At 28.3% G+C, this 15287-nt stretch carries 8 protein-coding genes; 4 read left to right on the plus strand and 4 right to left on the minus strand.

Annotated features, from left to right (window positions below):
* Positions 1–6 precede the first annotated feature (6 nt).
* From HNP68_RS00470 to trxB, 4 genes are all read left to right on the plus strand, one after another.
* A complete protein-coding gene (locus HNP68_RS00470; protein ID WP_183219324.1) occupies positions 7–6495 on the plus strand; it encodes a SpiroCoCo family coiled-coil protein in 6489 nt (2162 codons plus the stop codon).
* Positions 6496–6506: 11 nt separating this feature from the next.
* Positions 6507–8069, plus strand: coding sequence for a phenylalanine--tRNA ligase subunit alpha (gene pheS, locus HNP68_RS00475; protein ID WP_183219326.1), 1563 nt, complete (start codon positions 6507–6509; stop codon positions 8067–8069).
* Complete coding sequence (gene pheT / locus HNP68_RS00480; protein WP_183219328.1) at positions 8057–9757, plus strand: phenylalanine--tRNA ligase subunit beta; 1701 nt, start codon at positions 8057–8059, stop codon at positions 9755–9757. The genes pheS and pheT overlap by 13 nt, the downstream gene beginning before the upstream one ends.
* A gap of 70 nt (positions 9758–9827) precedes the next feature.
* Positions 9828–10808, plus strand: a complete 981-nt coding sequence (gene trxB, locus HNP68_RS00485; protein ID WP_183219330.1) for a thioredoxin-disulfide reductase — start codon at positions 9828–9830, stop codon at positions 10806–10808.
* 29 nt (positions 10809–10837) lie between these two features.
* On the opposite strand, the gene rlmB is transcribed toward trxB, so the two are convergent.
* The 4 genes from rlmB to grpE are packed head-to-tail and all read right to left on the minus strand — an operon-like array spanning position 10838 to position 15168.
* Positions 10838–11578, minus strand: a complete 741-nt coding sequence (gene rlmB, locus HNP68_RS00490; RefSeq protein WP_183219331.1) for a 23S rRNA (guanosine(2251)-2'-O)-methyltransferase RlmB — start codon at positions 11576–11578, stop codon at positions 10838–10840.
* Between the two features lies 1 nt (position 11579).
* Positions 11580–12674, minus strand: a complete 1095-nt coding sequence (gene dnaJ, locus HNP68_RS00495; RefSeq protein ID WP_183219333.1) for a molecular chaperone DnaJ — start codon at positions 12672–12674, stop codon at positions 11580–11582.
* A complete protein-coding gene (gene dnaK, locus HNP68_RS00500; protein ID WP_183219336.1) occupies positions 12674–14581 on the minus strand; it encodes a molecular chaperone DnaK in 1908 nt (635 codons plus the stop codon). Before dnaK ends, dnaJ begins: the two co-directional genes overlap by 1 nt.
* Positions 14582–14604: 23 nt before the next feature.
* Positions 14605–15168 (minus strand): nucleotide exchange factor GrpE, encoded by a 564-nt coding sequence (gene grpE / locus HNP68_RS00505; RefSeq protein WP_183219338.1) that lies wholly within the window; start codon positions 15166–15168, stop codon positions 14605–14607.
* Positions 15169–15287: the final 119 nt, after the last annotated feature.

Below are 15287 nucleotides of genomic sequence, written 5' to 3' on the forward strand. Positions count from 1 at the left end.
TATTTTATGATAGATTTTGCAACTATTTTAGTTAACCTTTTTGTGGTTTCAATAGTTTTGTTTGTCTATAGGCAATATGATAAACGTTCTAGAGCGTTAGATAAAATTAAAAAGTTCATTGATCTTGCAAAGGTTAATCTTGAAGATTTTATTGAAGATAAAACAAAAGAAATTAATGATCTTGCTGTTGATATGGAAGCTTATCAAAGATCTAGTATAGAAATAATAAAAAAGATTGACGAAGTTCAGCAAAAGATTAAAAACAAAAGCAATGATTTTGCAGAGGTTGAAAAAAAGATAGCTTATCATGATTCCATGCTTAAGGATCTTGATGAAATGACCTTTAAGGTTCAAGAGAATATACAAAGATTGCAAGTTGATGGGAAAATAGTAGATAAACTTTCAAAAACTTTAAAAGGATTTAATACTCAGATTGATTCAGTTGAATCAAATTTAAATTCAGTGTTAGAAAAATTTGACAAGACTAATAAAGAAAATCTTGAATCTATTAAAATTGCTAGTTGGGAAAAGTTTGATATTAATATTAAGGATCTTGTTTTAAAAATGGATAATTTGAATAAAGAGATTGATCTTTATTCAAAAGATTTGACAAATATTGAAGAGAGAAAAAAAGATATTTTAGTTAAGGGGAATGAGAAATTAGATTTAGAATTTAACGATTTTCTTGAAAAAGTTGAATTTAATATTAGCAAATATAACAAAGAGATAGAAAGTTCTTTTAGTTTTTATGAAAATAAATACAAGTTAATAGAAGATTCTATAGAGCTTATTATGGAGAGTGTAAAAAATAAAATTAATGAGAAAGAAGATTTTATTTTAAATAGACTGAATGAAGAATTGCAAAATAAATTTAAGGATATTTTTACATACGTTGATGATCGTTCTAAGGAAATTCAAGATAAACTTGAGGGTAAATTAATTTTGGTAGATGATGAAATTTCTTCTATGAGTTCTTCTTTCAAGGACAATGTTTATTCAAGGATTAATTCTCTTGAAGAGTCAATACGAATAGAGATGGGAAAGTATGAGGAGCAGGTTGATAATGTTTTTGATAAATTTAGATCTCAACTTGAGCTGAATCTTAAAAATATTTATGAGGATTATGAAGATAAAATAAGTCAAGTTGATAAAAATATTAGAGAAAGAGTAGAGCTTAGTTTGTTAGATTTGAATTCTAAAATGGAAAGTGTTCAGGTAGGTGCTATTGATTTAATGAAGAGACTTGAAGATGATTCTAATGGAATGTATCTTCAATTTAAAAATAAGTTTGGAGAAGATATTGAAGTATTTAGTGAAGGTTTTAAAAGTGATATTAATCAACTTAAAATGCAATTAGAATCTCAACTTTTAGATGTTGATTCTAATATTCAAGAAAAGCTTGTTAAGCTTAATGATAATTTGATTTTTAATTTTGAAGAAATTGATGGCAGACTTAATAATAATTATTCAAATTTAAGTGATAATATAAATGCCAAGTATAAGGATCTTTTTGAATCTTTGGATTCTAGCAGCTCCAAATTTAAAGATCAAATGGAATCTAAATATAAAGGCTTTACAGATAAATTGACATCAGAAATGGATGGGTTTTCTTTAATTTATGGTGAGAAATTTGATGTACTCTCTCAAGAAGCAGTTAATAATTATCAAGAATTTCAAGATTTAAATAAAAAATTAGAAAATGAAATTGGATCTTTTTGGAATTTTTTTGAAAAAAAACAAGAAATTTTAAAGCAAGATTTTAACACTAGTTTAAATAACATTAAAGATGAAATTGGGAAAAATATATTAGAGTTTAAGGATCGTTATTACGATGAAGTAAATATTTTTGTTAGTCAGCTAGAGGAAAGTAAGCTTCAATATTCAAAGTGGCATGGTGAAATGGATTCTAATTTAAAAAACATTGAATCTCAAATAAATAAAACAAATGAGGAATTTTTAAGTTTAATTCAGATTCAAAAAGACAAAGGAATAGAGCTTAGTGAGAATGTTTTTAATGATCTTTCAGAGCATATTCAGAAAAAAGCTATTGATATGCATGGTAGTTGGAAAGATGAGCTTATTGCTTTAAATAAATCATTACTTGATATTAAGATTTCTAGTGAAGAGCTACTTTCGTCTGCTACTTTAAAAATAGAAAATTTAGAAAAAGATGTTAATGATAGGATGGAATATGTTTTGTTAAAAACAGGTGATATTGAGAGCTTGGTTATAGAAAAATATAAAGAATTAAAGGATATGTCATATTCACAAAGTGATGGGGCTATATTAGAAATTAAAGAATTTATTAATAGGCAAACCGAAATAATTAAAAATAAAAGTGTATTTATGCTTGAGGATTTGAACAAAAAATTTGATGATAAGAATAATTTTGTTATAAGTAAAATTGAAGAGTGTGATTATAAATTAAAAGATTTTAAGATCGAATCAGAAGATATTTTGAATAATTTTAAATCTGATCTTAATGAGTTTATTGAATCAAAACTGCAAATTGTCTCTAATATAAAATCAGATAATCAAAAGCAAATTGATGATTTTTTAGATAGAATTTCTAAAGATATTTTAAATAGTAAAGATTCAATTAATAATGAAATAGACAGCAAGCTTAGTGATTGGCAGGGCAAATTAAACGAAATAACTGTTAAAATTGAAAATTTATTGTCTTCGGGCAAAGTGGATCTGGATTTAATAGATTCTGAGGTGACTACAAAAATTAAAGATCTTAAATTTTCCATAGAAAGTCTTGAGAGTTATTATCTTGAGAAAATAGATGAGTTTAGAAATCAAGGCTCTATATATTCTGACGAGCTTTTGCAAGATATAATGAACCATTTTAATAAAGAAACTAAAGACCTTGAGGAAAATTTGTCAAAAAAGTTTGCTGTAGTTTTAAATAATTCAGAGGAATTTGTTAAAGAGGTTGATAGTCTTTTGCAGGATAAAAGAACCGATATTGCTTCTTTTCAGGCTAATATAGACATTACTCTTGATTCTCTTAGTGTAAAGTTTAATGATATAAACAAAGAAATTAATGGAAAATATAATGAGGTAATATCTAATTATAGAGGGTATTCAGAAAAGATTTCTAGTAAACTTGAAAATGAAATAATGAATGAGATTGAAAATCTAAACAGAAGATTAACAGATAGAATAGATAGTCTTAGTAGAGGTATGGATGAAAATCTTCAAAAACTTAAAGAATCTTTTGATGTATCAAAATATCAAGTTGAAAAATTTGAATTAAAAGTTAAAGATTTAACAGATGATGGAGAAGCAAAAATTAGTGAGTTTGTCAAAGAGATTGAGCAGTATTATAAATCTAAATTAGAGGAAGCAATTGATTATAGAAGAATGATTGATAGTGATATTATGCAAGCAAAAGAGAGGTTTGGAGAGATAACAAATGATCTTAAAAATAATATTGAGACTAAGTCTGAATTTTTAAATGATCTTTATAAGGAAAGATTTAAACTTATTGAGAGTAATTTTGAAGAGAGATATTCTACTTTTTTAATTGAAAGTGAGGGAGCTATTTCAAAAATTAGAGATGAAATCTATAAAACACTTACAAATAATGATGAAAATTTGCAAATTAAGATTTCTGAAATGGATCATAATTTTGAGATAATAGAGCGAAGATCGAAAGATATTTTAGACCTTGAAAAAGAATTACAAGATAAAATTCAAGATTGTTACAGTGTTATAAATTCTCAATTTGTAGAGATTAAGGCAAATGTTGACGAGAATATAAAAAATCATTTTGAGGTTTGTATAAAAAAGGTAAACACTTTAATTGATGATGATATTGTAAAGTATGAAAATGAAATTCATAAAAAAATTGATTCTTTACAATCGATTGAGAATACTTTTGATAGCATAGAGAAAAATTTGAATGATAAGATAAATGGATGTATTGATAAAATAGCTAATGATTTTAATCTTAAGTACATTGAACTTGAAGAGAGGTGCAATAAAGAGCAATTGAATTTGGAAAGCAAAATTGACAACAAAATCAAAGCTATTGATAATTTAGCTTTAAGTCAATATGATAGCCTTGAGAAACAGTATGTTGATATGCATGATGAGTTTTTAGATAGATCAAATTCTTATATTTCAACTTTAAGTGAAGAATTTAAACATTCAAATAAAGAGATGATTTTAGAACTTGAATCTCAATTAAAAAATCTTAAAAATCTCGAATCTAATTTAAATAATATTGAGAAGGATGTTATTAGATTAAAAGAAGAGTCTTATCACAATGTTTCGTCTCATCTTAAGCTGTTAGAAGAAGATTTTTTTAAAGATTTAAAAATTAGAGGCGAAGAGCTTAAATATTCTTTGGAAAACTTTGCTGCTTCATATAATGATAAAATTCAAAGCTTAGAATATAATTTGTCTAAAAATTTGGAAAACAAAACAGAACTTATCCAAAATTTCCATTTAGATATTGAACAAAAAATGAAAAATGATAAAGAAAATTTTTATTTAGATTTTACTAAAGAATTTTCTTCTAAAAAAAAAGATATTGAGAGTGAAATAGCTTTAATTGAAACCAATATTACTGGGAAAGTAGACGAATTTATTAATTTTGTAAATAATAAGCAAAATATTATTGATTCTTGGTTTTTAAATATTAAAGATGATGTAAAAAATTGGCAAGAAAAATCTTATGGTGCAATAGAGAAGAAAATAAATCTTGCTGAACTTGGGATTAAATCATTTGAGAATGATATTATTAATGTTAAACTTGATTTAAAATCTTTTAAAGATGATTTTGAGATTAAGGCTGAAGAGATTTTTGGCAATTTGCAAAGCGAGGCTAAGAAAATTGAACAATCAGTACATCTTGATTTTAAAAATATTGGTGAGTCATTAAACCTTAAAGTTTTAGATCTTGAAAAATTTGTTGATTTTAAAGTAGAAAATATAGATGAAAGGGTTAATAAGAAAACCGAAGACATTTTGGTCCAAGCAGAAGTGAAATTTTTGACTCAGCAAAAGAATCTTGAAGATAGAATTTTTGAGCTTAATCAAAAATTAGAGCATGAATTTACTATCTTGTCTTCTAATCTTGATAAAGTAAGGCAAGAAATGGTTGATGTAATTTCTAATGATAAAGAAAGTTTTGAAGGTCAAATTGAATTAATGCATAAAAGTATTTTAGAATTTTCCGAAAGAATTAGTTTATACAGGGCTAATATTGAGGCATCAATTGAGAATGAATATAATTCTTTTTCTAAGTCTATAAAATCAGATTTTGGTTTATTTGAGGATGAGCTTAAAAAAAGTTTAAAACATTCAACGCTGGAGATTGAAACTATAAAGAATGACTTACAAGAGCAAATTGATAAATTTGAAGTTGAATTCAGGAAAAATCATAAAGAGTTATTAAAAGAAGTTGATACCAATATTTTAGAACTTGAATCTAAAATATTGAATTGTGATGTTAAGTTTAATAAATTTGTTAGTGACATTAAAGACAATTTGGTTGAATATAAATCTGATTTGAGAGAAAAATTTGAAGAGAGTTATAATAAAATAAATTTTCAAGTCGAAAATTTTAAAAAGTTAGATGCTGAGCTTGAAAAAAATAATTTGATATTTTTAGAGGCTTACTCTCTTAAGGACAAGTTAGAAAAATTATGGGAAACTTTAAAAAGCGAGATAGATGTTGCTCATGAATATAAAAATAATTTTGAAAATGTTAACAAAGAGTTCTATAGTATTCAAAAAGAAACATTAGGTATTATTGAAACTTTTAATGAGTTAAAGTTGGAACAGAAATCTATTAAAGCTATTAAGAATGATTTTAATAGATTTTTTGAATTTTACGCTACATTTGATGGTAGATATAAGAGCTTAATCGAATCTTATGATGAAATGCAAATTTATAAAGCCAAAATAAAAGAGATAGCTGACGAGCAGAGAACTATTCTTGATAATTATGAAAGAATTAGCAATAAGGAGAGTATATTAAAAAGTACCATAGAGTCTGTTGATAAAAACTTTGATTTAATAAATGAGGTAGAAAAAAGATTTAATACTTTAAGTAAAGAGAGTGCTAAGTTCCAGAACAATCTCAAGGACATGGAAAATGCTGTTTCAAATCTTTTATTAAACAAAGGGTTATCAGAAGAAGCTTTGATTAATGCTCAAAATTTAAAGGAAATACTCTTAGATATTGAAAATAGGTTGAAAAATACTTTAACTATGAGAGAGAAGGTAGTGAAATCTGAGACAAGGTTAGAAAATTTGAATATTGCAGCAGAAGAGAGAATAAAAACTCTTGGCATTCTGGTCAAAACAGATTCTAAATATCAAGATAATGTTGGTCTTAATAATGAAACTGTTAGAGATTCTGTAATAAAATTAATGAGGCAAGGATGGAGCGCTGAAGAAATTTCTAGAGCTACTAAATTATCTATTGGGGAAGTTGAGCTTATTTTAGAGCTTGGTATAAGTAACAAAGGTGATTAAGGGTTATATTTATGAAGTCAGATTTAAATTTAATAAAAACATTACATCCTCTTGAGATAAAAGTAATTTTGAATAATGAAAAAGGGGAAAATATTTCTGCTTCAATTATTATTGAAAAGTTGGGATTTAATGAGGGTCAAGCAAATAAAACAATTGAATGGTTAAATTCTAAAAGGATTATTGAGGAAATTTATAGAAAATTAAATGTATTTTATAAAGCAACAGAAAGAGGGCTTAGTGTTTTAAGAGATGGATTTATTGATGAAAAAATAATAAATCTGGTATCTAGAAAGGCAGTATTGGCTTCAAATTTAGCTTTAGAGCTTGATCTTGATGTTAAAGAGGTAAGAAAAGCATTTGGCAATTTATTAAAGGAAGGCATTCTTTCTATTGATTCAAATAAACAGATTATTATAAATTGTTTAAATGGCATAGAGGCTAATTATCAAAAAATACGTGTATTATTAGAAAGAGCAAAAAATAGCGATCTTATTAGAGAAAGTTTGACAACCGAAGAGCTTTTATTGATATCAAATTTTTCTAAGAAAAAAGGAGCAGATTCTGTATTTTTTAAAATAATAGAAAGACTTGATTTAAAGTTTAGATTATCTAGTTTTGGTTTGGAAGTGAAAAATTTTCTAATGAAAAGCGAATTGACAGGAGATGAGCTTACTAAGCTTACTCCCGAAATTTTAAAAAATAAAACATATGAAAATAAAAAATTTAGAGCTTACAATATTTATATTCCACCAGCTAAAGCTTTTATTGGGCGCTTTAATTCTTATTTAGATTATATTTCTAAAATTAAAGACAAATTAGTAGGGCTTGGTTTTGAGGAGTTTGACGGCCCTTTAGTAGAAACAGAATTTTTCAACAACGATGCTCTTTTTATGCCCCAATTTCATCCTTCTCGTGACATTAAGGATGTTTATTATATTTCAGATCCTAGTATGCAAAAATCTTTACCCGAACCTTATTTTTATAATGTAAAACTAGCTCATGAAACAGGATATACAACAGGTTCAAGAGGTTGGAGGTATAGTTTTAGTGAAGATCTTTCTAAGAGATTAGTTTTAAGAACTCAGGGTACCGTTCTTTCTGCAAAACAATTAATTAATGCCAAAAACCCAGGCAGATATTTCGGAGTTATTAGATGTTTTAGGTATGATCAAGTAGATGCAACTCACGGAGTTGATTTTTATCAAACTGAGGGTATTGTTATTGAAAATAGTGCTAACATTAAAACTTTGCTGGGTCTTCTTGAAATTTTTGCCAAAGAGCTTGCAGGTGCTACAGAAGTTAAATATGTTCCCGCATATTTTCCCTTTACTGAGCCGTCGATTGAAATGCATGTAAAACATCCTGTTCTTGGTTGGTTTGAACTTGGAGGAAGTGGAATTTTTAGGCCAGAAGTTACAAAGCCTTTGGGCATTGATCTTCCTGTTATTGCTTGGGGGATTGGAATAGATAGAATGGCTTTAATGCACTTGGGTTTAAATGATATAAGAGATCTTTTTACTTATGATATTGGTGATGTTATTTTAAGGCGAGGAAAGATGAGATGCCAAAGGTAGAAATTTACAAAAATCTTTTTTTAGATAAAATAGGAAAAAATTTTACAAATTTAGAAATTTCAGAATTACTTGAACCATTTAAAGCAGAGTTTGATGGATTTGATGAAAGTTCGGGAAAAATCAAAATAGAATTTAATGATACAAATAGACCAGATTTGTGGTCTTATATAGGACTTGCTCGTCAAATAAAAACGTATTTTTTTGGAGAAATTCCTTATTATGATTTTTTTTCAAAAAAAGGAGATTTCAAAAAGTGTTATGGTGAAATTTTAGTTGATAATAAAATGTTTAAAATTAGACCGTTTATTTTTGGATTTTTAGCAAAAGGATTGATTATTGATGATAAAATGCTTGAAACACTAATTCAATTTCAAGAAAAACTTTGTCAAAATTATGGACAAAAAAGAAGAAGAGTTGCAATGGGACTGTATAATTCTAATTTTATTGAATTTCCAATAAGTTATGTTGCTTCATCTCCTAGTCACAAGTTTGTTCCTTTGGGAATGGATTGTGAACTTTCTCTTTTAGAAATAAATGAAAAGCATCCCAAAGGATTGGAATATTCTCATATTATTAAAAATTTTGATAAATATCCGTTATTATTAGATAATAATAACAATGTAGTTTCTTATCCCCCAATAATTAATTCTAACGATATTGGATCTTTAAAGGTTGGCGATACTGATTTATTTGTAGAGGTTACAGGTATTGATTTTGAAGCAACTTTATTGGCGTTATCTGTAGTAGCTTGTGATTTTTATGATATGGGTTTTGAAATTTTGCCTGTAAAAACTGTATTTAGAGAGCCTTTTGGTTTAGGTTTTAAAGAATTAGTATGTCCTTATTATTTTCAAGAAGAAGTAGAGTTTAATGTAAAAAATGTTAATAGACTGCTTGGAAGCAATTTGACATTAGAACGTATTTGCCTGAATTTAAAAAAAATGGGAGTAAGTTCTTATTCTAGAGATTTAAAAAATTATGTTATTCCACCTTTTTATAGAAACGACTTTCTTCATGAGGTTGATATAATTGAAGATGTAATGATAGGGGAAGGTCTTGCAAGCTTTCATCCAGAGCTTCCCAAGGCCTTTACAGTGGGAAGGCTTAGTTCTTTGGAAGAGTTTTCAAGAAATGTTAGAAATTTAATGGTAGGTATGGGATTTCAAGAGATGATTTATAATTATATGGGCTCTAAGAAAGATTTTGTTGATAGAATGAATGCTAATGATCTAAATTTTTTAAAAGTGTCTAATCCAATGACAGAGAATTATGAATATATTAGAGCATCAATAATTCCTAATTTGTTAAAATCAGAAAGTATTAGTTCTAATTTCCCTTATCCACATAAAATTTTTGAAGTTGGTAAGGTGGCTTTAAAGAATTTGGATACTATTGAGGGAACAAGCACTTTTACCAATTTAGCTTTTTTGATGTCTGGTAAAGAAATTTCTTTTAATGAGATTAATTCAATTGTTGCAACTTTTTTTTATTATTTAAATATTGAGATTAATTTAAGAGAATCAAAAGCCACTATTTATATTAATGGCAGGGGAGCAGATATTTTGATTAAAGGTTTTAATGTGGGTAGTTTTGGTGAAATTTCACCTTATGTTTTAAATAATTTTGGCATTTTTATTCCATGCTCTGTGTTTGAGGTTAATATCGATAAACTTATGAGTCAATCTTAGGTATTGAATATTAATTTCAGTAATTTTAAGATTTGTAGTAAAATTTTTAAGAGATACTTGAAGTTTAGATATGTTAAAATTTGAAACCATTGATGTAAATTTGACTAAAAAGGAAAATTCATCTCAAAAAGAGGCAGAATTTATTGAAGATGTAATAATTATAGGATCTGGACCGGCTGGATTAACAGCTGGGATTTATTCTGTTATGAGCAATTATAAGGTTGCTATTTTGGAGGGCCCTGAACCTGGGGGACAGCTTACTACAACCACAGAAGTTTATAATTATCCTGGCTTTAAAAATGGAATAAGTGGCAGAGATTTGATGTTAAATATGAGAGAGCAAGCAGTAAATCTTGGGGCTAAAACTTTTATTGAAACTGTTTTGTATATAAAAAGGGATAATGGTATTTTTTACCTTTATACAGAAAATTATGTTTATAAAAGTAAAGCTGTTATTATTGCTTCCGGATCAAAACCCAAAAAACTTGAAACTCTTAAAAATTCGGATTTATTTTGGAATAAGGGTATTTCGGTTTGTGCTATTTGCGATGGGCACCTTTTCAAAGGGAAAAGGGTTGCAGTAATTGGTGGGGGCAATACTGCCCTTTCAGAATCAATTTATTTAAGTAAATTAGCCGATAAGGTTTATATTATTGTAAGAAAAGATTATCTTAGAGCTATTGCTATGTTAAGAGATAGTGTTGCAAAATTGTCTAATGTTGAAATTTTGTATAATTCAGAAGCCATAGAAGTAGATGGTAAATCTTCTGTTTCTTCGGTTAAAATTTTTAATAAAAAAGATGATGTTGTTTATGAATTAGAAGCGAATGCTGTATTTATGGCTGTTGGCTATAAACCAAATACAGAATTTTTGAAGGGATTTTTAGATTTAGATGAAGAGGGGTTTATTGTAACTAAAGATGTTGTTAAAACAAGTGTAGATGGCGTTTTTTCATGTGGAGATGTTAGCAATAAACTTTATGCTCAAGCCATTACTGCTGCTGCTGAAGGATTTATTGCGTCTGTTGAGTTGGGAAATTTTTTAAAATAGTTTTTATTTATAATTTATTTAATACTGTATTAAAATAGATTTAATTGTCTTTTGATTTCAAAGATTAAAATGCCTGTGGACACAGAAACATTAAGTGAGTCTATTTTGCCGCTAGTTGGAATCCTTATTAAAAAATCAGAATTTTCTTTTATTAACTTGTGTACACCCCTTCCTTCATTACCCAAAATAAGTGCAATTTTTCTGTCGTTTATTTTAATTTTGGTTATATCCTGCCCTTTAATATCACTAGTGTATATCCAAAAACCATTTTTTTTTAAAAAATTTATTGTGTTGTTTATGTTTGCCACTGTTAATTTTTTTACATATTGACTTGCACCAGAGCTAGTTCGTAAAACTGTTGAATTGTCTTTTGCGCTGCGTTTTTGAGTAGTAATTACAAGATCTATACTAAACTGTTCTGCTGTTCTAAGGATTGCTCCGAAGTTTTGGGGGTCTTCTATTTCATCTAAAAGTAAAATGAAAGCATTTTCATTTTTTTTTAATGTTTCTAGGAAGTTTTCAAAGTCTTTGGCTTGTGTTTTTACATTTTTATTTTTTTCAAGTTTTAATTTTAATGCAAATCCCCTGTGGTCTTTATTTTTAAGAATTTTGTTAAGTTCATTTGTATTTATTCTTCTTATTTTTATATTTTGTACTCTAGCCAGTTTTTCAATTTCTTTAGTTTTTGAACTTTTTTTTGATATATAAAGTTCAAATCCTTTATTATTTTTTATGCTTTCAATTATTGAATTGGCATGAGTTATATACATATTATACTTTGAGTAAATCTATTTCATCACCATCTTTTAATTCTTTGCTCAAGCTTTCAAAAAGTTTGATAGCATTAGAATTTAAATTTTTAGGTGTTTTTATTTTAGTGATTAATATTAAGTTTCCGAACTTTTCGGTTTGAAGAATTGGCATTCCTGCGTTTTTAATTAGAATCTGTTCTTCATTTTCTATTCCTTTTGGAATTTGTATTTTAATATCTTTTGAAGCGATTGTTTTTATTCTTACTTCTTTCCCAAGGGCTGCTTGAGTAAAGCTTATTGGAAGCATTGCGTAGAGATCTTTACCATTTCTTTTAAATATTTTATGAGATCTTATCAATATTTTTACATAAAGATCACCATATTCTTGGTTATTTGGATTAACATTTCCCTTGCCTTTCATTTTTATTTGTTGGTTATTATCAATCCCTGAAGGAATGTTTAATTGAATAGTTTCTTGCTTTGTAAGGCTTCCTTTTCCTTTACAAGATTTACAAGGGGTTGATATTATTTTTCCCTCACCGTAGCATTTAGAACATGTTGTTGTAACTCTGAAAAATCCTCCCCCTTGTACTACTCTTCCGCTGCCGTTACACATGTTGCATATTGAAGGGCTTGAACCTTTTTCAGATTTTTTCCCGAAACAAGAATGGCAAAGTATTTGTCTTGTTATATTTATATTATTTTTGTAACCAAAGTATGCATCTTCGAGAGATATTTCTATGTTATATCCTACATCTTCACCTTTTGCATGTTTTCTATTTTTTTCTTGTCCTTTGTTGCCAGTGAAAAATGAATCAAAAATATCGCCAAAATCTTCAAAGATGTCTGAGAACCCACTAAAGCCACCTGAAAATCCTTCAAATCCTCCCCCTTCAAAAGCGGAATGTCCAAATCTATCGTATTTGGCTTTCTTATTGTCATCTATTAAAATTTCATAAGCTTGAGTAGCTTCTTTAAAAATAGAAGCGGCCTCTTCATTTCCTTGATTTCTGTCGGGGTGATATTTGATTGCTATTTTTCTATAAGCTTTTTTTATTTCATCTTTTGAGGCTCCTTTTGAGAGCCCCAAAATTTCATAATAATCTTTTTTCACTATTTTTTATCCTCGTCAACAACTTCGTAATCAGCTTCTTTACCCTCTTCGCTTGTATTGCTTTGGGTACTATTTTCTTGTTGGCTGCTTGCATTTTGCTGGGAAGAATCTTTATACATCATTTCAGCTATCTTATAAGAAGCCTTTTGAAGTTCTTCTGTTCTAGATTTTATAAGTGAAATGTCTTCTTTTTCAAGACTTTCTTTTAATTCTTTTATTTTATTTTCAATAGCTTCTTTATCTTCGCTTGAAATTTTTTCAGAATATTCTTTTAATGATTTTTCTGTTTGATAAATTAAAGAATTAGCTGTATTTTTTGCTTCAATATTTTCTTTTAATTTTTTATCTTCTTCCGCATGAGCTTCTGCATCTTTTACCATGCGATCTATTTCTGATTCAGAAAGTCCTGATGATGATTCAATTCTAATTTTTTGTTCTTTTCCTGTTCCCATATCTTTTGCAGACACGTGAACTATCCCATTAGCGTCAATGTCAAAGCTAACTTCAATTTGAGGCACTCCTCTTGGCGCTGCTGGTATTCCATCAAGTATGAAATTACCAAGTATTCTATTTTGTGCTGCCATTTCACGTTCACCTTGAAGGACTTTAATATCAACAGAGGTTTGATTGTCAGCAGCTGTTGAGAATACTTGACTTTTTTTGGTAGGAATTGTAGTGTTTCGTTCAATAAGTTTAGTCATCACACCGCCTAGCGTTTCTATTCCTAGTGAGAGTGGAGTAACGTCAAGGAGTACCATGTCTTTAGTTTCTCCGGTTAAAATACCACCCTGAATAGCAGCTCCAATTGCTACAGCTTCATCTGGATTTACCCCTTTGTTAGGTTCTTGTCCAAATATATCTTTTACAATTTTTTGAATAGCAGGAATTCTTGTTGATCCGCCTACAAGTATTACTTCATTGATGTCAGAAGCTTTAAGTCCAGCATCTTGAATAGCTTTAAGGCATGGTTCTTTTGTTTTTTGAACTAAATGGTCTACCATTTGTTCAAATTTTGCTCTTGTTAGAGTATGTTGCAAGTGTTTTGGACCGTTTGCATCTGCTGTAATAAATGGAAGATTTATTGAAGCTTCTTGTGCACCTGAAAGTTCTATTTTGGCTTTTTCAGCTGCCTCTTTGAGTCTTTGGAGAGCCATTTTGTCGTTTGCCAAATCAATAGCGCTTTCTTTTTTGAACTCTGAAATTAAATGCTTTATTATCTCATCGTCAAAATTATCACCCCCAAGGTGTGTGTCTCCATTGGTTGATTTTACTTCAAAAACACCATCTCCAAGTTCCAATATTGAAATGTCAAATGTTCCTCCACCAAGATCGTAAACAGCAACAATTTCTTCGTGTTTTTTTTCAATTCCATAAGCAAGAGCAGCGGCAGTTGGTTCGTTAACAATTCTTTTTACTTCAAGCCCCGCTATTTTACCAGCATCTTTTGTAGCCTGTCTTTGAGCGTCGTTAAAGTAAGCAGGAACTGTAATTACAGCTTCTGTAACTTTTTCACCCAAGTAAGCTTCTGCTGTTTCTTTCATTTTTGTAAGAGTTGCTGCTGAGATTTCAGGCGGTGACATTTGCTTTTTTATATTGGAAATGTTTACTCGAGCGTCGCCATTTTGTCCTTTTTCTATTTTGTAAGGAACCATTTTTATTTCACTTGCAACCTCTTCAAATCTTCTTCCCATAAATCTTTTAATAGAATAAATTGTGTTTTCAGGGTTTGTAACCATTTGGTTTTTTGCGACTTGTCCCACAAGTCTTTCGCCTTTATTTGTGTATGCAACAATAGATGGGGTAGTTCTACCTCCTTCTGAATTTTGTATTACAACTGGTTTTCCATGCTCCATTATAGCTACGCATGAGTTTGTTGTTCCTAGATCAATACCTATTATTTTGCCCATATTATAAACCTCCTTTTTTCTAATTAATTTTTACTTTGAGCAACTTTAACTTTTGCTGTTCTTAATATTCTATCGTTGTAGCAATAACCTTTTTGGTATACTTCTACTATTTCTGGATTTTTAATACCTTCTTGCTCTTCAATACTTATTGCTTCATGACGACTTGGGTCAAAATTTTCACCATTTTCCCCAAATTTTTTTAAATTATATTTTTTATCAAAGATTGATAGTATTTCATTTTCAATCATACTTATTCCTGTTAATAGGTTGTCAAAATCTTTAGATTTTTTTGAAGAGTTAATAGCTAGTTCTAGGTTATCAAGAAAATTAACGACATCTTTCATTATGGTTTCATTTGCAAATTTAACAAAATTATCTTTTTCTTTTTCTAATCTTTTTCTGAAGTTTTCAAATTCTGCTTGTTTTCTTAAATACAAATCTTTAAGATTGGAGATTTCATTTTCAAGCTCGGTAATTTTTTTATCAGAATTTACCAGATTTAAGTTTTCTTTTTTTTGAGATTTTGTATTTTTGTTATCTTGTTTGTTAGGTTTTTCGGTTTCGGTTTTAGTTTCTTTTTTTTCCATTTTTCCTCCTTTGATAAAGCATTTTATCTTTAAAAAAAAGATTTTACAAATTTTTTTCTTTCTTAAAATTTACTGAAATTGATTCATTTTGATCATTTGCAAGCTATATATTTTTCTTA

The organism is Borreliella yangtzensis (assembly GCF_014201775.1).
GTDB classification, from domain to species: domain Bacteria; phylum Spirochaetota; class Spirochaetia; order Borreliales; family Borreliaceae; genus Borreliella; species Borreliella yangtzensis.

Coding starts and splice junctions, on each gene's coding strand:
- HNP68_RS00470 (WP_183219324.1), top strand. CDS start 7: ATGATAGATTTTGCAACTATTTTAGTTAACCTTTTTGTGGTTTCAATA.
- pheS (WP_183219326.1), top strand. CDS start 6,507: ATGAAGTCAGATTTAAATTTAATAAAAACATTACATCCTCTTGAGATA.
- pheT (WP_183219328.1), top strand. CDS start 8,057: ATGCCAAAGGTAGAAATTTACAAAAATCTTTTTTTAGATAAAATAGGA.
- trxB (WP_183219330.1), top strand. CDS start 9,828: ATGTTAAAATTTGAAACCATTGATGTAAATTTGACTAAAAAGGAAAAT.
- rlmB (WP_183219331.1), bottom strand. CDS start 11,578: ATGTATATAACTCATGCCAATTCAATAATTGAAAGCATAAAAAATAAT.
- dnaK (WP_183219336.1), bottom strand. CDS start 14,581: ATGGGCAAAATAATAGGTATTGATCTAGGAACAACAAACTCATGCGTA.
- grpE (WP_183219338.1), bottom strand. CDS start 15,168: ATGGAAAAAAAAGAAACTAAAACCGAAACCGAAAAACCTAACAAACAA.